We start from the raw sequence: 19,828 nt of genomic DNA on the forward strand, positions 1-19,828 counted from the left end.
CGCTTCATGATGCGGGCAGCAACAGCATGTTGCGCAGCGGGATGGTGGTTTCGATGACGCGCAGGCGGAAATGGGCGTTGTCGTCGGTCGCGACATACGGCACAGCGGCAATCGGGGTGGGGGTGTCAGCGAAAAGTGCCGGCCGTTCTGCGGTCACCGGTTTCTGCTCATAGTTCGATGAACGCAGGACTATGGCGACGCGGATGGCCACGATCTGCCGCATCAGGTCGGGCTTCGTGATTAACTGGGCAATGTCCCACGTGCCGGTGGGCAGTTGCCAGCTGTCGACGATGTTGTCGTGCGGATTCGTCGAGTCGATGCCGTAGATCGCGTGGATCTCGGCCACGCCGTCGGCGATCGGCTGGACCGGGTCGGTGTTGCCCGCGACAGCGGCGCTGCGAAGCAGGTCGTAGGCGACGAGCGTGCGATTGGTGTCGACGCCGAACAGCTGGAACTGAAGGTTGTTGGCGTTCACGTTGCCCAGCGCCGAGAAGAAGCCGGTCCCGCTGTCGGCTATGGCACCGAGCGAGGCCGTGTTGCCATACTTGCCGCCCATTGGAAGCACATCGTTGCCCGCGGCGCCGAAAGCGGCGGCGTCGGTGACCGCAACTTGCTCGAGATAGCAGGTCGCGTTTCCGGGCTGAGTCACCAGGCCGAGATCGCCGTTCTGCAGTCCCACGGTGCTGTCCAAGCGCAGATTGGTACCGGCAACAGAGGAGCGAATCGGCCGCGCGATGTCACCGGCCGACCCGTTGCCGCTCATGACCATGATCACGTCCGAGCCACCAGCCGACTGGTTCTGGCCGATCAGCACCGGGGCCAGGACGAGCGCGGCCGCCGTGGGCGCGGCCCCTCCGCCGAGGAAGCCTTGAAACGGCGCGGGGAACGGGGTCGTACGCGGCAGGATCGATCCCCCGGCAGCCGTTGACGACACGTTCGGCTTGCAGCCGAAGACGGATTGGTCCCACGCCTGCGCAAAGCCCGAGCCGGCGCTGCGCAGCGCCTTGTCCATTGCATAGGCAGCGAAGGCGCCGCTCTGGCCGATGTCGTTAGTGCTGGTGGTGCTTCGCTTGTGTGCCTCGCCAATGACCACCACGTTGGTGGCCACCAGGACTACGACCATGCCGATGACGACGGCCACCAGCAGTTCGATCAGCGTCACGCCGCGCTGACGAGGCGAAAGAGTTCTTGGCATTCGGTTCATGGCGGCGGGGGAAGAGTGACGCGCGTGGTGAGCCTGCTCGTGGCCGCCTCGTTCGCGGTGCGCTGTGGTGGCGACCAGGTGATGGTGACGTTCGCGCTGTTGGTGACCGTGGGTTCCGGCTGGATCGCGACCACTGCTGAAGGAAGTGAGTACGGCGCAACAAGGGCCCGCGCGGTCCATGCATTCGCATCGCTGGCGACCGTGTTGGTGGTCCACATCGCGCTGGCGATTTCGTTGGCGAGCAGTGCCGCGCGATTGCGGTCCTCGGACTCGACCGAATACTTGATGGCTTGCGCCTGCAGCCCCATCAGGCCGAGGACGCCGAGGGAGAAGAGAAGCACTGCCACCAGCACTTCGATCATGGCCACGCCGCGCTGCTGGCGGGGGCGGAGGGAGCGATGGGAATTCGTCATGGCTAGCATCCGTCCGGCGTGCTGGCCGAGAGCGTCTTGTTCGGATCGCACATGCGAACCTGGCCGCCGATCGCCACCGTGACCCGCAGTCTGCGATCGGCGCCCGGCATCGTGATTTCGTAGGCGACCGGGCCACCGGGGCAGGCCGCGCCGAAACCGGGTGTCGGCACCGCGATCAGTCGGCCCAGGGAGCTGAAGCAGAGGGATCCAGTACCCGTGATCTGCACGTCATTGCGTGGGTTGCCGAGCGCGCCCCCTTCGATGAATTCGCCGACATCGCTCGTCTCGTTCTGGATGCCGAGTGTGTTGATCGACCAGAATTTGCCGTCAGCCACCGCCGCCGGGGTGGCTGACGGCGTGGCGCTGTTGGTGAGCGAAAACACGGTCTGGCGGCTTCGACGGAGGGCTTCGGACTGCGCCAGTCGCATGCCGTTCTGCAAGGCCTCAGCGGTCGCCCGCACGGTGCTGTTCTTGATCCAGGTCATGAAGGCAGGCATCGCGAGCCCCATCAGGATGGCAAGCAGCGTCACCGTGATCATCAGTTCGATCAGGGTGAAGCCATTGACCCGGGCGCGGCGCGTCATGGGCACGCCATGCCCTTCTGCGTCAACCAGGCCGAGTCGCATGCAGTCCAGCCGGCGCCGACATTCGGGGTCGCACGCGTATTTGTCTGATCGATGGTGAAGGTGAAGCCGTTGGTCCCGCCGCTGCCTTGCGCTTGCGCTTTGAAGGTTGTCGCCGTCAGCGTGGGGCAGCTGATGGTGAAGGTGCCGGCCGTCGTCGATCCGTCGCAGGGGGACGTGAAGGTGCCGCTCGTCGTGTACTGGCGGTTGTCCTGATAGTGCCGCTCCATGTTCGCGCGCAAGGTGGACAGGGCGTTGGTAGCCTGCGTGATCTGGCCGCGCAAGGCGTAGTCCTTGTAAGCCGGAAGCGCGATGGCAGCGAGGATGCCGATGATCGCGACGGTGATCATCAATTCGATCAACGTGAAGCCACGCGCTCGGCTTGGCCGCATTGATTTGCCGGAATGTTGGTTGGGCATGCGCGAAAACCTGAGTGAAAGGGTGGCCCGCTTCGGCGGGTGTCAATTCTTGGCAATTGTGACAATACGTCACCGATTGGACGCGCCGACCATCGGCGATTTCTTACCGTTGGTCACATCGAGCGGGGTGAGGAGCGGCTAACCCGAAGACGGCCTGATGGGCTGCTCTTGATGAAGTGTTAGCGCCCACTCCATTGTCGAGGCGCATCGTGGCGCCATCGCAACGCGTGCGCGCGCCCTGTCCTCGTCCAGCCACACGGGTGAGGCAAGGCCAGTCCGGGGCCCCGCCGATCCCTATCGGCTGAATCAGTCGGTCAACTCGCGCCACGACGACCGATGAACGCTCCCGCTCCCCGTCATCGGCGGAATCGGCGGAATCTCCGTCCGAAGCTCGCCGCTGCTGCCCTGGGCAATGATGCGTATGTTGCCGTTGGTGTCCTTGACCCAGCTCAGGCCCACGATCAGCGAGTTGCTGCTCCACAGGATGCCGGATGGGTTCGTGGTCACCACACCGCCGTTCGTCACGTCGAGGAAGTAGCGCCATGAAGAACCCCCCGATGCGCAGGCATCGCCATTCGGGATCGCGCTCGCAATCGCCAGCGTGTTGAACTGCAGGCCCATGTTGGTCGCCACCCGCTCGCCGGAATGCGGCAGGTCGACCCACCAGCCGCCCTTGGTCGTCCAGTCGACAGTGGTGTCGGAGACCGCGGCGATCGTCGCGGTTGCCGCGGATGCGTTCAGCGTGAAAGTCTGCTTCACGAAGTTGGTCGTGTCGGCGCGAACATCACCCCAGCCCGTCGCATTCAGTTTGTCCTTGATGGCGTAGATGCTCTGCTGCGTCGTGTCCGTGATGTCGGAGACGCCGAGGTAGCGTCCTGTCGCCACGATGACCACGGGCTTGCTGCTGACCAGCGACAGCTCGGGCTTGGTCGTGATCGGCTGCGGTGTCGAGGCGTCGATCTGCAGCTTGGCGAGTTGCAGCGCGCCCTGCAGCGGCGCCACGAGGTTGTCGACGTCGAACCGCCACACGTTTCCCTTCAGATCGCCGCCGTAGTAGCGCTTGGCGGTGTTGTCCGCCGTGTTGTCGATCCACCCGTTGATCTTCGCCAGGCCGCTCGGGTCGGTGCTGCTGCCGGCGGTGGTGGCGATGTCCAGGAGCAGGGCGCCGGTGTTGGCGTTGACGACATAGAGATGTCCCTTGCCGTCGCCGTCGGTGTTGTTGTAGCCCGAGGTGAACGCCACGACCCAGGTACCGTCGGCTCGCTTGGCCACGACCGGATTGCCGAAGGTCAGGCCCATGTTCGTATCGGTGAACTCCCAGAGCGACTTCGGATTCGCCGGGTCGGTGATGTCGAGCGCGTAATAGCTACGGCCACCGGCGTTGTGCCCTCCGACAAGGATGGTCTTCCACGTGCTTCCCACCTTGATGTCGGCCATGACCGGTGCGCCGTCCACGAAATACTGGTGCTTCGACGCATAGCTCGCGTCGGCCAGCTTGTAGAGGTTCGGCAACACGGCCGTGGGCACATAGGCCCAGAGTTCGGTGCCGCCGTTGCTCGTGTCGGCGGAGAAGGCGTGCAGCATTCCGTCGTTGGCTGCGACGTAGATGACGTTGGTGCGGTTGGCCTGCGCCGTCACGAAGTCGGCATAGCCGGCATCGCCGTACTTGAAGGGGGGCTTGCCCACATGCACTGGCGCGCCGTTGATGATGTCGCCGAGCAGATGCTCGCGCTTGCGATAGAGCGCCGACGAGGTGGCGCTCACGCCGGTGGATGCCGTCGCAACAGCCACCTCGTAGCTCCGGACGCCCTTCAGGTAGTCGATCAGATTGGCCCCGGTGTTGGCAAGCGCTTTGTCGCTGGCGTTGAGGTTCGCGCATTGCGCGGCGACCACCACCTGCGAGCACAGGTTGTTGAAATAGGCCTGCTGCGCCGTCGTCAGGTTGTTGTAGGCGAAGGCCTGGAGCCCGCTCGCACCGCGGAAGTAGATCTTCCGGTTCGCCACGGCAGTGGCATCGAGCTTGGCCTGCGCCGACCAGGTCGGGGTGGTGGCGATCGTGGCGTCCGTGGCATTGAGCGCGAAGGCCTGCAGGTCGCCCGTCCACGCCTCGGTGGTGTAGCTGGCCCGATAGACCTGGTTGTTGTCGCCCGCCACGAGTTCGAGCGAACTGGTCGAAGCGGCGGAGGCGGACCCGGAGACCTGCTGGACGGACGTGATGACGCCGTTGATGGCATCCGCGAGCAGGCTTGCATTGAGCGCCGAATAGTACTGGCCGCGCCCGTTGACGGCGGCGTGCCAGAGATCGTCGACGTTTGTTGCGTCGCCACCGCTGGAGGTCGATGCAGGCGTCGGCCATCTCACGGCGCCGCTGGTGAGGTCCACGTAGGAGCCTGCGGTCTGGGTGAGGTAGTTCCGGTCGTAGGGCAGGGTGCCGCTCACCCCGAGTCCGATGGTGAACGTGTTCATGTGCTGCCACGTCGCCGTGTCGCTGCCCGCCGTCCGGACGATGTTGGCGCAGACGTCCTGGCTGCTGCCCGAGGTGCTCGACGTGCAGTTGCCCAGGGCGTCGGTCCGCAGATCGGTCTTGTAGTAGTACTCGGCGACGTCCGCCAGCGTGTTCGGCGATCCGCCGATGGTCGACGGCGTCACGCTCGGCGTACCGGCGGTGAACGTGCCGACCACAGGGTTCGTGTTGGTCGTGGTTAGGCTGCCATAGGAGCCCGTGGTCACGACCGCGGGGGTCGAGAACGTCGCGACGCCGGTGCCTTTCGTGGACTGGCACGTATCGACGTTGCTACCGACGTTGGCGTAGGAACCCGTGGGCGTGCCGGAGTCGCTCGATACGACGGCGGCGCCCGAATTGGTCCAGGCGCCGTAGCTGACTGCGCTGGTCGTCGGGCCGGAGGTCACGACGCCATCGGTCGTCACCGTGGTCACGGTGTAGGTCGCCGTCGCGGACTGCGGTGTGCTGAAGGTTTCGGTCTGGGTTCCGTTGGCCTGCTGCTGCCGCTTGCGTACCCGGTATTGCGTGTTGCTGCAGCTGCCCCCCGTCGTGGACGAAATGGTGGTGGAGGTCCGTTCCCAGGTCAGTGTTCTCGAATGACTCGAATTGCTGCTTCGGGTCGCCGTGGCGGTGTAGGTCGTCACCGTCGTCGCGACGTCGCGCGTGTCGTCCTTCATCGGGCGCACTTCGGTGCCGTCCTGGTTGCCGACCAGCGTGGCGTTGTCGAGCTGGTACGGCCCGAACTTGGGCGAGCCCGTGCTTTCGTCGTGCGTGTTCCAGTAGCCGTCGGTCGACAACAGTGCGTAGTTGCGCTGGCAGGAGTACTGCATGGGGTCGTAGGTCTGCCCCGACACCTTGTTCGCGAAATAGCGGCCGGCTTTCGAGAGCGCACCCCGCAACGGCGTGTAGGGATCGGGAGAAACCCCATACAGGCTGCTGTAGAAGTTGGCCTTCTGCGTGGCGTCGAAGTCCTTCACGTCGCGGAAGTAGTTGGTGCCGTCCACGGCCGTCTTGTCGCTGATGGTGCTGAAGCCGACGCGGTAGCTGGAATCGAGCGCCGAGATCGCCCGCCCCATGGCCGTGCGCATCAGCAGGTAGCGCTTGCGGTAGTACGAATACCAGTTGGCATAGTTCTGCCAGTCGGACGACGCACTGGTCACTGTGACCTTCGTGAACAGCGTGGTGTTCACGGTGGTGCGCGTCGTGCACTCCTGATAGAACGTGTTGTTGACGACGCCGCTGCTGGTGTAGACCCAGCCCATCTTGGGCTGGCGCGCGGCACCGGTGCCGCTGGTGCCGTTGTAGACGTAGTAGTAGCTGTTCGCGAGATTGGTGGTGGAACTCGATGAAGAGAAGCCGTCGTCCTTGGCCGCGGTGAAGCTGGCATTCGGATAGGACGTGCCGTTCGCGAAAAGGGGCGGTGCGTAGGTGGTCGTGGGGTCGTAGGCCACGCCATTGCATTGGGCGGACCGGTAGCCGTAGGTGGCTGTGTCGTCCATGTCGTCCGGCATGAAGGCGGAGCTCATGCTGCCGGAGTCGTCCAGAAGGAACAGGAGGTTGGGCTTGGCCTGGACGGTGGGGCGCGTCGCGAGCGGCTGGCTCGACAAGTCGGTCACACCGGCTTTCGCGACGTGACCGAACGCTGCAATCACCAGCACGCCGGCGAACGCCAATCTCGCACATCGGCCGACGAGGCTGCCCTGGCCGGCGACGGCCCGGGCAGCTGCAAGGAATGTGTTCTCCATGGCAGTGTTCCTCTCTCAATTGGCGCCGGATGGCGCGCCCTCGTCGGAAATCAGAAATGCACGATCGTCTCGGTGAAGCTGGCGGTATTGCGCGCGCCCAGCACGCGCACGACGATCCGGTAGTACGCGCTGTTCGTCGCGCAGGCGAGCGGGTTGTCGCTGTAGCTCAGGGCGCCCTTCGATCCACAGGAGTCGGTGTTGGATGCCCGGTTGGCGCAACTGATGCTCTTGTCGGCGATGTAGTCGCCGGGCTTGGAGCACAGCCGGAACACCACGTAGCTCGCTTTGTTGCCGTTGATGGTGCCGGCGCTCGTCGGCAGCACGGTGCAGCCGCTGTAGGTGTCGCTGGCCGATTTCCGGCAGCCATTGCCATCCCAGTCCACCAGTTGGCGATTGGCCGTGCTGATCTGCTGGCCGGTCACATCGATCGGCGGCTTGATCGTGATGCCATCCGCCGCGAGTTCCTGCGTGCTGGCGTAGTAGCCGCTGGTCGGGATGTCGGTGTTCAGTGTGGCGTTGTTGAGCGTCAGCCAGTTGATGGCCTGCCGCGCGGCCTGGTCCGCGGCTGAAGTCGCGTCCTGCTTGAAGCCGAGGTTGCCCAACAGCAGGGCGCTGGTATCGACCGATCGCACCAGCGCCAGCGTGGCGAGCGACAGCGCCACCAGCGCCAACAGGGCAAACAACAGGGAGACACCGCGCTGCGCGCGCGGATGCGGAACGGAGGGCGACGCGTGGCGTTGCATGACTCGACTCAGGAGTTCCAGAGCACATTGCGCAAGGGCACGATCGTGTCGTAGACCTTGTAGCGGTAGTGCTGCCAATCGGCGAGCTGATTCACCTTCAGGGCGATGCACTTGCTGGCGCCGTTGCAGGTGGTGGTGGCGGGGCCGGTGATGGTTGCGGTGGCGCCCACATCCCATTGCGGCGCCGCAGTCGTCACGATGTCCTTCTCGAACTCGTTGCTTCGCGCCACGACGGCGATGCGAATCGCGACGACCCTGCGCCAGTCGGCATTGGTGAGCGGTGTGACGTTGTCGTAGGTGTCGACGATGACGTTGCCGCTGGCGTCCTGGGTGCCCTTGCCGTAGAGCGCCTGCAGATTGACGATCTGCGGGTAGAGATCCTGTGATGTCCGCAGCCCGCTGATGAGCGACAGGTCGCTGACCTGGAGATTGTTCGCGTTGTCGACGGTGTTGATCGAATAGGTGCGCGAAACCAGCGACCCCATGTTCAGCAGATAGTCGTCCTTGACATAGCCGCCGGCGGGAAACACGCTGTTCTGGTTCCATTTGCTGGTGGTGGTCAGGACGTGCGGCACCACGCCTGCGCTGAGCGTGGTCTCTGGTGCGCCGATGTCGTTGGTGACGCTGAAGAGAGCGCACCAGTTGCTGGGCCCCTGGATCACCGGCACCGCGATCATCATGTTCCCGGCCACCGCCCCGAACGACGAGTTCACGTTGAAGTGGTTGTCGGTGGCGGTGTGGGCGCCCGACAGGCCCATGGGCGCGGAGAAGCCCGCTGTGCGCCCGCGAAGCAGCGTGATCGTGTCGGGCGCATCGTTGGCGCCATCGTTGATGACGACAGGGGCCAGGGTGAAGGTGAATGCGGCGCCCGTGTCGAACTTCGCATGCACCGGGCAGCCCAGCGCATCCAGGCTGGACGTCGCGCCATAGCCCGACATCTGTACGTCGCGCTGCAGCGTATAGAGCGCCATGGCGCCGTTGACCTGCGCGTCGCTGCCCATCGAGACCGAACGCTTCTTGCCTTCGGACAGGACGAGCACCTGGGCGATGACCAGCACCGTCAGCATGCCCAGCACCAGGCCCACCATGAGCTCGACCAGCGTGAAGCCGCGTTGGGCTGAGGGCGCGCGGGCGGTTGCGTTCATGTTGTGCATCTCAGCCCCCCGCCTTCGCGACCGTGGTGTGGGTCACGTACTTGTGGGTTTCCCCGTTGGGCATCGTCCACGTGACAGTCACTTCGACGTCACCCGTTGGTGCATCGACGACCAGCGCACCGGTGCCCGCCGGAAGGTTGTTCGCCACCTTGTTCTGCCATTCCTTGCAGCGGGCCTGCGATGCACAACCGCTCCCGCTGTAGCTCGCCATGCCGGTGAGGTCGGACCACATGCGGCCGACCACGTCGTTGGCGAGCATGGCCGCGTCCGCGCGAAACTTGGCTTCGGTCTGCGCGCGCGTCATGGCCGCCTGCAGACCGACCAGGCCGATCACCCCGAGCAGGAAGATCAACATGGCCACCAGCACTTCGATCAAGGCAATGCCCCGGACGCGGCGCGAAGCCACGGGACCTTGCTTTCCGCGGGTCATCTTCTGGGCGTGCATTTCGGTTTCCTCCCTTCAGCACTTGCGCGGATCGGTGGAGTCGGTCACCCGGGGATCGCACATGCGCACCATCCCCGCCGGGGAGACGGCAAGGCGCAGGTTCACGCTCGACGCGGTGCCGGTGACGTCGATCCGGCTGATGGCATCGGCATTCGTGATGCGTCCGAAGCCATCGAAGGTGATGGACTTGCCGGCGGTCGTGTTGTCGGACTGCACGGAAGCCACGGTCACGTTGCCGCCCCCGTCGCCGACGGCCCGGCCCGTGACCAGCATGGGTGAAGAATCGGTCGAAGGCGCGTCGGCGCAATGGCCGACAGGCGAGTTCACACTGACGACCCACGAGCCGCTGCTCGCGGACAGCGTGCAGTCATTGCTCAGGACGCCCGGATCGCCGAGCGCGACCAGCCAGAACGACACGTTCTGGTTGCGCCGTACGGCTTCGCCCCGCGCGGTCTGGATGCCGTTCTGGAGCGAGTCCGCGACATTGCGGATGCGTGCGTTGCCGAGCCAGCTGGCCACGCTCGGCAACGCGGTCATGAAGATCACCGCCAGGACGGCCAGTGTGATGACCAGCTCGACCAGCGAAAAGCCGCGTTGACGCATGGATCTCTCCGGTCGGGCGTCAGCAGGTGGACGCCTTCGTGAGCCAGCAGGTCGCGGCGACGGTATTGCCCTTGAATTTCGTGGTCGCGCGGTCGCCGTTCTGGTTGATCGTGTAGACGAACCCGATCGCGTTGCCCGCGTTGCCCGTGGCAGTGAGGGTGTAGCTTTGCTGGGTGGTGTCGCCGGCGTTGGTGTTCGTCGCGCAGGAGAAGGCGAAGTACTTCGCTGAACTCGGCGCGAAACTGTTCCAGGTGTTCGCCGTCGCGTCCGGCGCGCACGCGGCGGAAGTGCCGTAGTTGCGGTTGTCCTGGTAGTACTGCTCGAGCTTTGCCCGATAGTCGGAGAGGAAGCCGAACGCCTCCTGAACCTGGCCCCGGCGGACGTAGTCGTTGTAGGCGGGAAGCGCCACGGCGGCGAGGATGCCGATGATCGCCACCACGATCATCACTTCGATCAGGGTGAATCCCGTCTTGGCGCGACGCCGGCCGGCGGTGGCGAATGGGGCCGTAGTCTTCACGATGGCGCCTTTCAAGGAATGCTGGCGAAGTGGTAATTCACTAACAATCTGTCGAATTGTGTTTGGGTGTCCGGCCCATGTCCAAAGCCGCCGGTCGCGATGATTGCGCCTTCCGTCAGGTCGCCGTCAGAGGTTCGGCCAATTCGAGACGGCGGATGGCGGCGATGGGCGCTATTTCAGTCGCCCACGGGTGGCCCGGACGGCCCGGCGCGATGGACGGACCGGAAGGGAGGTCTGGCGACCGTGTCGGGGCCTCAGCCCGCCACCCAACTCCCCGACTTCCCGCCGTGCTTTTCCAGCACATGGACGTCGGTGATCCTCATCCCACGGTCGACCGCCTTGCACATGTCGTAGATCGTGAGCAGCGCCACCTGCACGGCGGTCAGGGCTTCCATCTCGACGCCCGTCGGGCCCACGGTCTCGACCGTGGCCGTACAGGTCACCTGCGGCAACCCACCGTCGGAAATGGCGAATGCGACCGCCACGCGGGTGAGCGCGAGCGGATGGCACAGGGGGATCAGGTCGCTGGTCTTCTTCGCCGCCTGAATGCCGGCGATGCGCGCGACGCCCAGAACGTCGCCTTTCTTCGCGGTGCCCGATTCGATCAGCGCCAGGGTCCCCGCCTGCATTTCGATCCGGCCGGTCGCCACCGCCACACGGTGCGTGGCGGCCTTGCCGGCCACATCGACCATGTGCGCCTGGCCCTGGGCGTCGAAATGTGTAAGGGAACTCATCTGTGAACGATCCGCGATGTGCCGCATCATACGAGGCCGAACCATTGACGAGGAATGTCTCGGTTGAATCCATTTCCACCTTCTTCGGGCAAGCGCCGGCCCGTACGCCGCCGCTTGCAGGGCCTGGGTGCCGCCCTGTTGATCGCCTCCCAGCTGGCGCTGCCGATCCCCGCCCGGGCGCAGCTGCCCGGCATGGGCGACGGCGGCGAAATGACTGCAGCCGCCGAGCGCCATCTCGGCGACCAGATCGCCCGCGAGCTGTATCGCGACCCGGACTTCATCGACGACCCGGTGCTGGGGGAGTACGTGGACGATATCTGGCAGCGCCTCCTCGCGGCGGCGCGCACGCGCGGCGACCTGACGCCCGAGCTCGACGAGCGCTTCGCCTGGACGGTCGTGCTGGGGCGCGACCGCAACATCAACGCCTTTGCATTGCCGGGCGGCTATCTCGGTGTGAATCTGGGCCTCGTCGCGGTCGTCGGCAGCCGGGACGAACTCGCCACGGTGCTGGGCCATGAGCTGTCGCACGTCACGCAGCGCCATATCGCGCGGATGATGTCCAAGCAGAGCAAGCAGTTGCCGCTGATGCTCGCGGGCATGATCCTCGGCGTGATCGCCGCCAGCAAGAGCCACAGCGGAGACGCCGGGCAGGCCATGATCATGGGCAGCCAGGCCGCCTTCATGCAGAACCAGCTCAGTTTTTCGCGCGACATGGAGCGCGAGGCCGATCGCGTCGGTTTCGGCGTCATGACGCAGGCCGGCTACTCACCGCAAGGCGCCGCCGCGATGTTCGAGAAGCTCCAGTACGCATCGCGCCTCAATGACAACGGCTCCTATCCCTACCTTCGCAGCCATCCGCTGAACAGCGAGCGCATTGCGGACATGCAGGGGCGCTTCCAGTTCAAGTCCGGATCGCCGCCAGCGCCGCTGCCCCTTGCGATGGACCACGCCATGATCGCCTCCCGAGCGAGGGTGCTCACGCGTCCGGGCGTCGATGTGCTGCGTTTGTGGGTCGATGCCGCTGCCGGCGGGGAGTTTGCGAAGAGTTCGCCCGCGCAGCAGGCGGGGACGCTCTACGCGGCGGCGTTGTCGGCCAGCGAACTGCGCGACTTCAAGGCAGCGCGAGCGCTCGCGCAGCGCCTCGTCACACGCACGGCGGGCGATGCACCTTCCGCACGCCTGGCCCGGTTGCTGTCCGCCGAGATCGAACTCAGCGCGAATGCGGCGCCCGCGGCGGCGGCGCTGCTCGATCCCAAGGCCAAGGACCGGCCTGAAATGCTGCTGGCGGCGCAGGCCGCGGTCGCCACGCGCAACCCGGGGCCGATGATCCCGCCCTTGCGCGACTGGGTCGCCGTCCATCCGCGCGACGCGTACGCCTGGCGCACCCTGGCCAACCTCTACGGGGCGCAGAACGACACGCTCCGCGCGGTGCGCGCCGACGCCGAGGCCAACGTGGCCATCCTGGACTTCGCAGGCGCGCGTGATCGCTTCCGCGCCGCCCAGGACCTGATCCGCAACGGAGGACAGGGCGTGCCCATCGACCACTTCGAGGCGTCGATCATCGACACCCGTGCGCGCGCCGTGGAGGCGCTCTACAAGGAGCAGGTGGCCGAGGGGCCGCCGAGATAGAAGGGCGCGAGCAACCGCGCGTCAACGCTTTGAGAACAGCCCGCCCAGCGCGGATTCGATGACCAGCCCGAGCAGCGAATAGATCAGCGAGCCGATCAGCGCGGCCAGGAAGCCATCGACGTGAAAGCCCGACAGCAGCCCGGACGCGGCCCAGAACAGCAGCGCGTTGATCACGAACAGGAACAGGCCCAGCGTGACGATGGTGACCGGCAGCGTCAGCACGATCAGCACCGGACGCACGAACATGTTGAGCAGGCCGATCACCGCGGCGGCCAGCAGTGCGGAGGTGTAGCTCGTCACCTGCACACCGCTGTAGAAGTAGGTCACTGCGAGCAGCGCGAGTGCGCTGAGCAGCCACTTGATGAGAAGTCGCATTCAGTGGCTGCGCGCCTATTCGGCCATCTCGTTGGCCAGCATGAGCAGGGCACCCATGCCAACCACCGCACCCGGCAACGCCCAGCTCGACTGTCCGGGGGGCGCCACGTCGGGCGCCACCGGTTCGAGGTCCACGCCCACCTTCGGCCGACGTGCGTCGACGACCTGCGCGGCGCCGTGCAGCAACCTCAGGCGCTTGGTCAAGTCCGTCAGCGGCCCCCTGGCGAGGACCGGCAGGACCTGACCGCCTTCCTGCGCCAGCAGCGGAAGCAACTGTTCCTGCACCTTCGCAAACCACTTGGCCCGCCAGTTCTCGCGCGCACTGTGGCTCACCCACTTGCTGATGCGCTGCGTCATGCGTGGGGGGCAGGCCACCAGCACCCAATGGCGTGGCCCGGCGCCGCTGCCGCCGTCTGCCGCGACCTTGGCGAGAAACTCTCGCGCATAGGCTGCGTCATCGACATACAGAATGATCTTGTCCATGAGTGCTCCTTCTTTCGTTGGTTGGAGTGTCAGAGGCATCGAGCGGGATCAGACGGTCACGGGGGCTGCGGGCTTGGGGCGGCGTGCCGCCACCCACTTGCCGATCGCGAGGACCAGCAGCGCACCGATGACGCCCGCGGCGTAGCGGACCACGTCACTTTGCGGCACCTTCGGCACCCAGGTCCAGTCCGCAGCGTTGGCGACCGCGGGATCGGACATCGCCATGGTGCCCGCGATCCAGCCCAGCAGCATGCCGCCGAGCGTGATGATGATCGGGAAGCGGTCCATCAGCTTGATGACCAGCTGGCTGCCCCAGACGATGATCGGGATGCTCACCAGCAGGCCGAAAACCACGAGCGGCATCTGGTGGCCCTCGCCGGCACCTTGCGCGGCGCCAGCGATGGCGATCACGTTGTCGACGCTCATCACCAGGTCGGCGACGATCACGGTCTTGACGGCGGCCCACAGCTTGTCGCTCGCGCTGATGTTGCCGTGCGCGTCGTCATGCTCCGGTGCGAGCAGCTTGACCCCGATCCACATCAGCAGAAGCGCGCCTGCCAGCTTCAGGAAGGGAATGGCGAGCAGCGTGAGCGCAAAGAAGATCAGGATCACGCGCAACAGGATCGCGCCCGCGGTGCCCCAGAGAATGCCCTTGGTGCGTTGCGCCGGCGGCAGCTTGCGACAGGCCAGTGCAATCACGACGGCGTTGTCGCCTCCGAGCAGGATGTCGATCATGATGATCTGACCGACAGCGACCCAGAACTCGGGGGTCATGAACAGTTCCATAAAGTCCTCCATTCGTTTCGATTCCGCCTGTGCGGGTCGGATGAAGCGGCTGACTGAGAATCGGGGATCCTCGAGGAACTTGCAATTGCTTCGATCAAACCCGACACAGGTTCAAATCGAAGGTCTTGCTCGGCAGCGCAATGGCTGCCCGACAGGCCGGAAGTGTTGTGCTTCGTATTGACGACCTGGCGATGCCCGCTCTCGTGCAAGCGGGCGGGAGCTACTCCCCTTCGTGGGCGGGATTAGAGCATCGGAGTCGTTGCAAGGCAACCTCCCGGCGATGGGTTCATAAGCGAAACGCGCTGGAAACCTGCGCCGGCAGGGCAGTCGATGCTACGTATTTGATAGCGATCAATTCCTTCGCGGGTTGCGGGACTTTGCCGGACTATGATGCCCGCTCGCATTTTTTCGACCCCCCATGGCCGCCATTCACATCACCGACATCGAGGCCGCCATCAACTACTGGCGCGACAGGAAACCCTCGCCCGACGGCATCACGCTCGCGCCCGAGTTGCGCGCGCTGGCAGAGGTGTACGCGCTGATGGTGTTTCATCATGAAGACGAGGTCGACGAAGTCGGCTTCCCCGCCGAGGCGTGGGCCGCCTGGCTCACGTGGTACCACAGCACGCCCGACACGCCCTGCATCGCGATCTGCTCGACCAGCCAGGGCGATGACGAATGCAAGGGCTGCGGCCGCAGCTTCGACGAGGTCCAGCACTGGCCTGCGATGACGCCGGCCGAGAAGCGATTGACCTGGCGCCGCATCACCATGCAGGACAGCGCCTGGCGCTTCAACAAGTATGCGGAGCGCGCACGCGAGGCCGAGCACGTCTGGACCGATGACGGTGCGGGCGAAGTCGCTTCCGGCAAGGTGGACTGAGCTTCGCCATGCGTCGTCTCGCGCAAGCCCCCAACCTGGCCATCGCCACGCTATGGGTGCATGCGTTGCGCGAAGACGGCGTGCAGGCATCCATCCAGCGCGAATATCTTGGCGCCGCCGCCGGCCAGTTGCCGCCCGACCAGTGCCTGCCCGAGATCTGGATCGAGGACGACGCGCAGTTCGCACTCGCCGAGCGGCTTCTGCACGATCTGCGTCATCGACCGCAGCACCGTTGGCACTGCGTTTGCGGCGAGCTCGTCGAAGGCGGCTTCGAACAATGCTGGCACTGCGGCGCAATGATGCCGCTCGGGTAGCAAGTTCAAGAAACACCGCGGAACCGGCTTCGCCGGGCCGCCGGTGTTGCCCGAAGTGAGCAAGCCTGGGGGGCGAGCTATTTGAGTTTTACAGGTTCGATGTCGATGTTGTGGGTGCCGTCGCCAAGCATCAACGCGCCTTCCTGGATCGTGGCTTGCAACTGCATAGACCGCTGCGCGAGTGTCGCGAGCGATTGCGATGCCGCCGTCGGCACGCGAAACACGCTGAGGTTCTGCGGCCGCGTCAGCTTGTTCTCGATCCCTCGCCACCAGATCTCGGCGGCATGGTTGAAGCAGTAGACGATGACCTCGTCGGCCTTGCCGCAGGCCTTGATGATGGGCTTGTCTTCCGGCTGCCCGACCTCGATCCACAGCTTGATCTCGCCGGTGAAATCACGCAGCCATACATCGGGCTCGTCGGGGTTCGACAAGCCGGCGCCGAAGGCGAGCGTGCCGTCGCCGTTGCACACCGCCTGCAGCTTGTAGGCATTGAGCGCGAGCGCTGCGAGGCGGATCATCATCCGCTCGTCGGTCTCGCTGGGATGACGCGCGAGCGTCAGCGCGTGGTCGGCGTAGTAGTTGTGGTCGATGTCGGCGACGGCCAGGTTCGCTTTGAAGACCGTGGACTTGAGCGCCATCAGACCCGCCGGGCCAGTTCGGCTGCCTTGCCGATGTAGCTCGCAGGCGTCATCGCCAGCAGACGTTCCTTTTCCTCTTCGGGAATGGCCAGCGAGCGGATCAGCCCGTGCAGCGCCTCGGCAGTCACGGTCTTGCCGCGCGTGACTTCCTTCAGCTGCTCGTAGGCACCTTGCACGCCGAAGCGCCGCATCACCGTCTGGATGGGCTCGGCGAGCACTTCCCATGAGGCGTCGAGGTCATCGGCCAGCGCCTCCTCGTTCAGCTCGAGCTTGCCCAGGCCGGTCGCGAGGCTGGCATAGGCCAGCGTGGAGTAGCCGAATGCGACCCCAATGTTGCGCAGGACGGTGCTGTCGGTCAGGTCGCGTTGCCAGCGGCTGATGGGCAGCTTCTCGCTCAAGTGCCGCAGCACGGCATTCGCGAGGCCCAGGTTTCCCTCGGCGTTCTCGAAGTCGATCGGGTTCACCTTGTGCGGCATCGTCGAGGAGCCGATCTCGCCCTTCTTCAGGCGCTGCTTGAAATAGCCCAGGCTGACGTAGCCCCAGATGTCGCGCGAGAAGTCGACCAGGATGGTGTTGGTGCGCGCCACCGCGTCGAACAACTCGGCCATGTAGTCGTGCGGCTCGATCTGGATGCTGTAGGGCTGGAAAGTGAGGCCCAGGCCCAGCGGTGCCGGGGTTTCGACGACCTTGCGGCTGAAGGCTTCCCAGTCGAACTCGGGCCAGGCCGCCATGTGGGCGTTGTAGTTGCCGACCGCGCCGTTCATCTTGCCCAGCAGCTGCACTGAGGCGATCTGCTCGCGGGCCTTGGCGAGACGCACGGCGACGTTGGCGAGCTCCTTGCCGACGGTGGTCGGGCTCGCGGTCTGTCCATGGGTGCGGGAGAGCATCGAGACCCCGGCGAACTTGTTCGCCATGTCGCGCAGCGTCGCGATCAGCCCGTCGATGGCCGGCAGCATCACCTTCTCGCGTGCCGCCTGGATCTGCAGCGCATGGCTGGTGTTGTTGATGTCTTCGCTGGTGCAGGCGAAGTGCACGAACTCGGACGCCGCGAGCAGCTCGGGGCGCGCCTCGAATTTCGACTTGATCCAGTATTCGACGGCCTTCACGTCGTGGTTCGTGGTCTTCTCGATCTGCTTGATCGCGACGGCATCCGCCTCGGAAAAGTTGGAGACGAGCCCCAGCAGGTACTTGCGGGCCCCTCCGGTGAGGGGCTTGAATTCGGCAAAGCCGCAGTCGGACAGCGCGATGAACCACGCCACTTCGACCTGCACCCGCCGGTGCATGTAGCCCTGTTCGCTCATCAGCGGACGCAGCGCCGTGAGCTTGGCCGCATAGCGACCATCGAGGGGAGAAAGTGCGGAAACGGTGGAGAAACTCATTGGCGAATTTTAGGTTGCGCCCCGCGGGAAGCAATTTCAGTCCTCCGGCGCGTCCCGGAAGTAGGCGATCCGCTCCACCGTGGCCGGGTGCGACGAGAACGCGAGCCCGATGACATCGCCATCCCCTCCGGCGCCGCGGTGCGTTGTTTCGCGCCACCGTTCGACGGCCTCGAAGAAGGCGACCATCGCGCGGGGCGGGATGCCCGCCGCCCGCATCAGGCGCAGCGATTCGGCATCGGCCTCGCGCTCCGCATCGCGCGAGTAGCCCAGCGAGGCGAGAAGGACGGGCGCGCTGCTGATCAGCGTGCCGTAGTCGCCGACCGCAACCGATGCCGCGATGCCGATCGCGGACACCTGAACCAGTTGCCGCATCGCATGGCGCTGGCGGACATGGCCGAATTCATGCGCCAGGACCCCGAGCACGGCGTCATCGTTGTCCGGCATCAGCGCAACCAGCTCGTCGGTCAGGACAATGGCGCCCCCTGGCAAGGCCAGCGCGTTGGGGCCCAGCTTCCCGGTCGAATCGCGGCTGCGGCGGAATTCGAGCTTCCACGCCGGCGCATCGTCGGGGTGGCTGGTCCGCACCATCTGCGCGAAGGCCTTGCGGATTCGGTCCTGGTCTGCCGGCTCCAGCGCACTGGGCTGCAGCAGCGATTGGTCGAGCGACTGGAGGACCTGGGCGCCGATCATCGCGTCGACGCGCGGCGGCACCATGGCCGTGACGCCGCGCGCAATCCACGGCAGGCCCCATTGGTACATCGCCGCGAGCCCGACCGTCAGCAACACGAAGGCGATGGCGACCCCGCGCCAGCTCTGCTGGGCGCGGACGATCCAGCTCTCGCGGCGGCCGAACTGCGACACCCAGGCGTCCCAGTCGGCCGCATCGAGCGCCTGCACGCAGGCACCTTGTGGCAGCTGGGCGATGCGACCGCCATGCCGGGTGCGTTCCGGCCAGCGGATCTGGTCAAGGGAGATCGTCAATGGCGGAAAATTGTCGCCAGCGACGGGCGCAACCGTCAGGCAGTCTTCCAGCACGTGCAGGCGTGCCGCATGCGGCTTGCTGCTGCAGCCGTCGAAATAGCGAACGTCGAGGCTTGTCACATGCCGATGTCCACGCCGAACAGGTCGGCCGCCATGTCGCCGACGGCGCCGGGATGCTCGATCGCCGCCACCTGCGTGATCTCGTCCAGCGCGATGCGGGTGCGCAACTCGACGGCTTCGACCTGCGCCCGCCGGGTGTTCACCACCGCGAATGGCCAGTACAGCCCGAGCGTCAGGATGATCAGCAGGTAGTTCTTGCACTGCAGGCGAAGGTAGCTCGACAGACGCAGGCCGCTTTTGAACCGGAGCACGTCGTTTCCCGTTTTCGACCAGATCAGGTTCTGCAGCCGGACCTGGAGATACGACTTCGGAAGGATGTTCAGCAGCAGGATGCCGGCGAATCCCAGCATCACGGACAGGCCGATGAATCCCGCACCCGCGCCGACGCGTTTGCCGGTGAAGACAAAGACACCGACCAGGATGCCGATGACCACCAGGGCCAGCAGCGTGACGCCGACCAGCTTGATGAAAATCCCGTAGAGCACGCCCACATCGGCGTCGAGCCGCGTCTGCAGTTCCCCGATCGCGTAGTTGCCGTGCTGGTAGCGCCGCACGCGCCAGAGGAAGTAGGGCAGTCCCGCAAGGAAGACGAGCATCCCGACGCCCATCAGTCCGGAGGCCGCCGGCGGCATGCCACGCTGCGTCATGGTCCCTGCGATGGCGACCGGCAGCAGCGCCAGGGCAAGCGGCGGCAGCATGCAGGCAAATGCGCCCGGCATGTCGCCGAGAAAGCGGAAGCGCAGCCCGCGCCAGCTCGTATTGGCCAGGCGGAAGCGCATCGCGGCCCGGAACAGCGCGGGCCACAGTCCCACGAAGGCCAGGGCCGCCAGCAATGCAGCCCAGCCTGAGAAATTGCTGCCGACCGAGTAGGTGATCAGGAACGCCGCCGCGATCAAGGTGCCGCGCAGCATCTTGCGGGGCTCGCCGTGAAAGTCGAGCGCATCGCCGTCGACCCAGGTGTTGCTGTAGAAGTACTTGAGCTTGCGGACCTTGGCCCACGGAAGGTAGATCCCGAGGGTCACCAGCGTCAGGAGCAGGTTCACGATCCAGATGCGGAAGTACTCGCTGCCGGTGGCCGTGAATTCGATCGGATGGCGATGCAGTGCCGTCCCGCCCGGTGTGTTGGATTCCTCGTTCACG

At 65.5% G+C, this 19,828-nt stretch carries 21 protein-coding genes; 3 read left to right on the forward strand and 18 right to left on the reverse strand.

The genetic code is table 11. From position 1 onward, the window contains the following. Window positions 1-4: 4 nt before the first annotated feature. The 11 genes from ACSFBL_RS18785 to moaC all read right to left on the reverse strand — a co-directional run bounded on the left by ACSFBL_RS18785 (window position 5) and on the right by moaC (window position 11,103). Entirely contained in the window at window positions 5-1,204 is a 1,200-nt protein-coding gene (locus ACSFBL_RS18785; RefSeq protein WP_435517383.1) for a PilW family protein, read from the reverse strand. Further along, a complete protein-coding gene (gene pilV, locus ACSFBL_RS18790) occupies window positions 1,201-1,617 on the reverse strand; it encodes a type IV pilus modification protein PilV (protein WP_435517304.1) in 417 nt (138 codons plus the stop codon). Before pilV ends, ACSFBL_RS18785 begins: the two co-directional genes overlap by 4 nt. 2 nt (window positions 1,618-1,619) lie before the next feature. Next, on the reverse strand, window positions 1,620-2,201 hold the full coding sequence (locus ACSFBL_RS18795) for a pilus assembly FimT family protein (RefSeq protein ID WP_435517305.1): 582 nt from the start codon (window positions 2,199-2,201) through the stop codon (window positions 1,620-1,622). Next, window positions 2,198-2,659, reverse strand: a complete 462-nt coding sequence (locus tag ACSFBL_RS18800) for a type IV pilin protein (RefSeq protein WP_435517306.1) — start codon at window positions 2,657-2,659, stop codon at window positions 2,198-2,200. The genes ACSFBL_RS18795 and ACSFBL_RS18800 overlap by 4 nt, the downstream gene beginning before the upstream one ends. A gap of 306 nt (window positions 2,660-2,965) precedes the next feature. Then, on the reverse strand, window positions 2,966-6,907 hold the full coding sequence (locus ACSFBL_RS18805; RefSeq protein ID WP_435517307.1) for a pilus assembly protein: 3,942 nt from the start codon (window positions 6,905-6,907) through the stop codon (window positions 2,966-2,968). A gap of 50 nt (window positions 6,908-6,957) precedes the next feature. Further along, on the reverse strand, window positions 6,958-7,650 hold the full coding sequence (locus tag ACSFBL_RS18810; RefSeq protein ID WP_435517308.1) for a pilus assembly PilX family protein: 693 nt from the start codon (window positions 7,648-7,650) through the stop codon (window positions 6,958-6,960). Window positions 7,651-7,658: 8 nt separating this feature from the next. Continuing rightward, window positions 7,659-8,795, reverse strand: a complete 1,137-nt coding sequence (locus ACSFBL_RS18815; RefSeq protein ID WP_435517309.1) for a PilW family protein — start codon at window positions 8,793-8,795, stop codon at window positions 7,659-7,661. A 10-nt stretch (window positions 8,796-8,805) separates the two neighbouring features. Next, window positions 8,806-9,249 carry a type IV pilus modification PilV family protein gene (locus ACSFBL_RS18820; protein ID WP_435517310.1) on the reverse strand — a complete coding sequence of 148 codons (444 nt, stop codon included), beginning with the start codon at window positions 9,247-9,249 and terminating at the stop codon, window positions 8,806-8,808. Between the two features lie 15 nt (window positions 9,250-9,264). After that, window positions 9,265-9,852: a GspH/FimT family pseudopilin gene (locus ACSFBL_RS18825; protein ID WP_435517311.1), complete on the reverse strand. Its 588-nt coding sequence runs from the start codon at window positions 9,850-9,852 to the stop codon at window positions 9,265-9,267. 19 nt (window positions 9,853-9,871) lie between these two features. Beyond that, entirely contained in the window at window positions 9,872-10,369 is a 498-nt protein-coding gene (locus ACSFBL_RS18830) for a type IV pilin protein (protein ID WP_435517312.1), read from the reverse strand. A 254-nt stretch (window positions 10,370-10,623) separates the two neighbouring features. Then, window positions 10,624-11,103 (reverse strand): cyclic pyranopterin monophosphate synthase MoaC, encoded by a 480-nt coding sequence (gene moaC / locus ACSFBL_RS18835; protein WP_435517313.1) that lies wholly within the window; start codon window positions 11,101-11,103, stop codon window positions 10,624-10,626. Window positions 11,104-11,157: 54 nt separating this feature from the next. Between moaC and ACSFBL_RS18840 the strand changes: the two genes are divergently transcribed. Beyond that, window positions 11,158-12,732, forward strand: a complete 1,575-nt coding sequence (locus ACSFBL_RS18840) for a M48 family metalloprotease (protein ID WP_435517314.1) — start codon at window positions 11,158-11,160, stop codon at window positions 12,730-12,732. A 21-nt stretch (window positions 12,733-12,753) separates the two neighbouring features. Here the strand turns inward: ACSFBL_RS18840 and ACSFBL_RS18845 are convergent, their stop codons facing one another. The 3 genes from ACSFBL_RS18845 to ACSFBL_RS18855 are packed head-to-tail and all read right to left on the reverse strand — an operon-like array spanning window position 12,754 to window position 14,376. Then, the gene (locus ACSFBL_RS18845; protein ID WP_435517315.1) at window positions 12,754-13,107 is read right to left on the reverse strand and encodes a phage holin family protein; all 354 of its coding nucleotides are present in this window, start codon (window positions 13,105-13,107) and stop codon (window positions 12,754-12,756) included. Window positions 13,108-13,122: 15 nt separating this feature from the next. Then, a complete protein-coding gene (locus tag ACSFBL_RS18850; RefSeq protein WP_435517316.1) occupies window positions 13,123-13,590 on the reverse strand; it encodes a hypothetical protein in 468 nt (155 codons plus the stop codon). Between the two features lie 48 nt (window positions 13,591-13,638). Continuing rightward, entirely contained in the window at window positions 13,639-14,376 is a 738-nt protein-coding gene (locus tag ACSFBL_RS18855; protein ID WP_435517317.1) for a TerC family protein, read from the reverse strand. A gap of 418 nt (window positions 14,377-14,794) precedes the next feature. On the opposite strand from ACSFBL_RS18855, the gene ACSFBL_RS18860 reads away from it, so the two are divergent. Both ACSFBL_RS18860 and ACSFBL_RS18865 read left to right on the forward strand, forming a co-directional pair. Beyond that, window positions 14,795-15,256, forward strand: a complete 462-nt coding sequence (locus ACSFBL_RS18860; RefSeq protein WP_435517318.1) for a DUF3717 domain-containing protein — start codon at window positions 14,795-14,797, stop codon at window positions 15,254-15,256. A gap of 8 nt (window positions 15,257-15,264) precedes the next feature. After that, complete coding sequence (locus ACSFBL_RS18865) at window positions 15,265-15,570, forward strand: DUF2007 domain-containing protein (protein ID WP_435517319.1); 306 nt, start codon at window positions 15,265-15,267, stop codon at window positions 15,568-15,570. 77 nt (window positions 15,571-15,647) lie between these two features. Here the strand turns inward: ACSFBL_RS18865 and ACSFBL_RS18870 are convergent, their stop codons facing one another. Genes ACSFBL_RS18870 through ACSFBL_RS18885 form a run of 4 tightly spaced genes read right to left on the reverse strand, consistent with a single transcriptional unit; the run spans window position 15,648 to window position 19,827 of the window. Next, window positions 15,648-16,208 (reverse strand): YaeQ family protein, encoded by a 561-nt coding sequence (locus ACSFBL_RS18870; RefSeq protein WP_435517320.1) that lies wholly within the window; start codon window positions 16,206-16,208, stop codon window positions 15,648-15,650. Further along, window positions 16,208-17,587, reverse strand: coding sequence for an adenylosuccinate lyase (gene purB / locus ACSFBL_RS18875; RefSeq protein ID WP_435517321.1), 1,380 nt, complete (start codon window positions 17,585-17,587; stop codon window positions 16,208-16,210). The genes ACSFBL_RS18870 and purB overlap by 1 nt, the downstream gene beginning before the upstream one ends. Before the next feature lie 36 nt (window positions 17,588-17,623). Next, the gene (locus ACSFBL_RS18880; protein WP_435517322.1) at window positions 17,624-18,688 is read right to left on the reverse strand and encodes a M48 family metallopeptidase; all 1,065 of its coding nucleotides are present in this window, start codon (window positions 18,686-18,688) and stop codon (window positions 17,624-17,626) included. Next, window positions 18,685-19,827, reverse strand: coding sequence for a YjgN family protein (locus ACSFBL_RS18885; RefSeq protein ID WP_435517323.1), 1,143 nt, complete (start codon window positions 19,825-19,827; stop codon window positions 18,685-18,687). Before ACSFBL_RS18885 ends, ACSFBL_RS18880 begins: the two co-directional genes overlap by 4 nt. Window position 19,828: the final 1 nt, after the last annotated feature.

Source organism: Variovorax glacialis, from assembly GCF_051216375.1.
Taxonomy (GTDB): Bacteria; Pseudomonadota; Gammaproteobacteria; order Burkholderiales; family Burkholderiaceae_C; genus Variovorax.

Bases quoted from the DNA above. Each gene is read 5' to 3' on its own strand.
- ACSFBL_RS18800 (WP_435517306.1), bottom strand. From the start codon at position 2,659: ATGCCCAACCAACATTCCGGCAAATCAATGCGGCCAAGCCGAGCGCGT.
- ACSFBL_RS18795 (WP_435517305.1), bottom strand. From the start codon at position 2,201: ATGACGCGCCGCGCCCGGGTCAATGGCTTCACCCTGATCGAACTGATG.
- ACSFBL_RS18820 (WP_435517310.1), bottom strand. From the start codon at position 9,249: ATGCACGCCCAGAAGATGACCCGCGGAAAGCAAGGTCCCGTGGCTTCG.
- purB (WP_435517321.1), bottom strand. From the start codon at position 17,587: ATGAGTTTCTCCACCGTTTCCGCACTTTCTCCCCTCGATGGTCGCTAT.
- ACSFBL_RS18805 (WP_435517307.1), bottom strand. From the start codon at position 6,907: ATGGAGAACACATTCCTTGCAGCTGCCCGGGCCGTCGCCGGCCAGGGC.
- ACSFBL_RS18865 (WP_435517319.1), top strand. From the start codon at position 15,265: ATGCGTCGTCTCGCGCAAGCCCCCAACCTGGCCATCGCCACGCTATGG.
- ACSFBL_RS18860 (WP_435517318.1), top strand. From the start codon at position 14,795: ATGGCCGCCATTCACATCACCGACATCGAGGCCGCCATCAACTACTGG.
- ACSFBL_RS18840 (WP_435517314.1), top strand. From the start codon at position 11,158: ATGTCTCGGTTGAATCCATTTCCACCTTCTTCGGGCAAGCGCCGGCCC.
- ACSFBL_RS18850 (WP_435517316.1), bottom strand. From the start codon at position 13,590: ATGGACAAGATCATTCTGTATGTCGATGACGCAGCCTATGCGCGAGAG.
- ACSFBL_RS18855 (WP_435517317.1), bottom strand. From the start codon at position 14,376: ATGGAACTGTTCATGACCCCCGAGTTCTGGGTCGCTGTCGGTCAGATC.
- ACSFBL_RS18870 (WP_435517320.1), bottom strand. From the start codon at position 16,208: ATGGCGCTCAAGTCCACGGTCTTCAAAGCGAACCTGGCCGTCGCCGAC.
- moaC (WP_435517313.1), bottom strand. From the start codon at position 11,103: ATGAGTTCCCTTACACATTTCGACGCCCAGGGCCAGGCGCACATGGTC.
- ACSFBL_RS18815 (WP_435517309.1), bottom strand. From the start codon at position 8,795: ATGAACGCAACCGCCCGCGCGCCCTCAGCCCAACGCGGCTTCACGCTG.
- ACSFBL_RS18825 (WP_435517311.1), bottom strand. From the start codon at position 9,852: ATGCGTCAACGCGGCTTTTCGCTGGTCGAGCTGGTCATCACACTGGCC.
- ACSFBL_RS18845 (WP_435517315.1), bottom strand. From the start codon at position 13,107: ATGCGACTTCTCATCAAGTGGCTGCTCAGCGCACTCGCGCTGCTCGCA.
- ACSFBL_RS18785 (WP_435517383.1), bottom strand. From the start codon at position 1,204: ATGAACCGAATGCCAAGAACTCTTTCGCCTCGTCAGCGCGGCGTGACG.
- ACSFBL_RS18810 (WP_435517308.1), bottom strand. From the start codon at position 7,650: ATGCAACGCCACGCGTCGCCCTCCGTTCCGCATCCGCGCGCGCAGCGC.
- pilV (WP_435517304.1), bottom strand. From the start codon at position 1,617: ATGACGAATTCCCATCGCTCCCTCCGCCCCCGCCAGCAGCGCGGCGTG.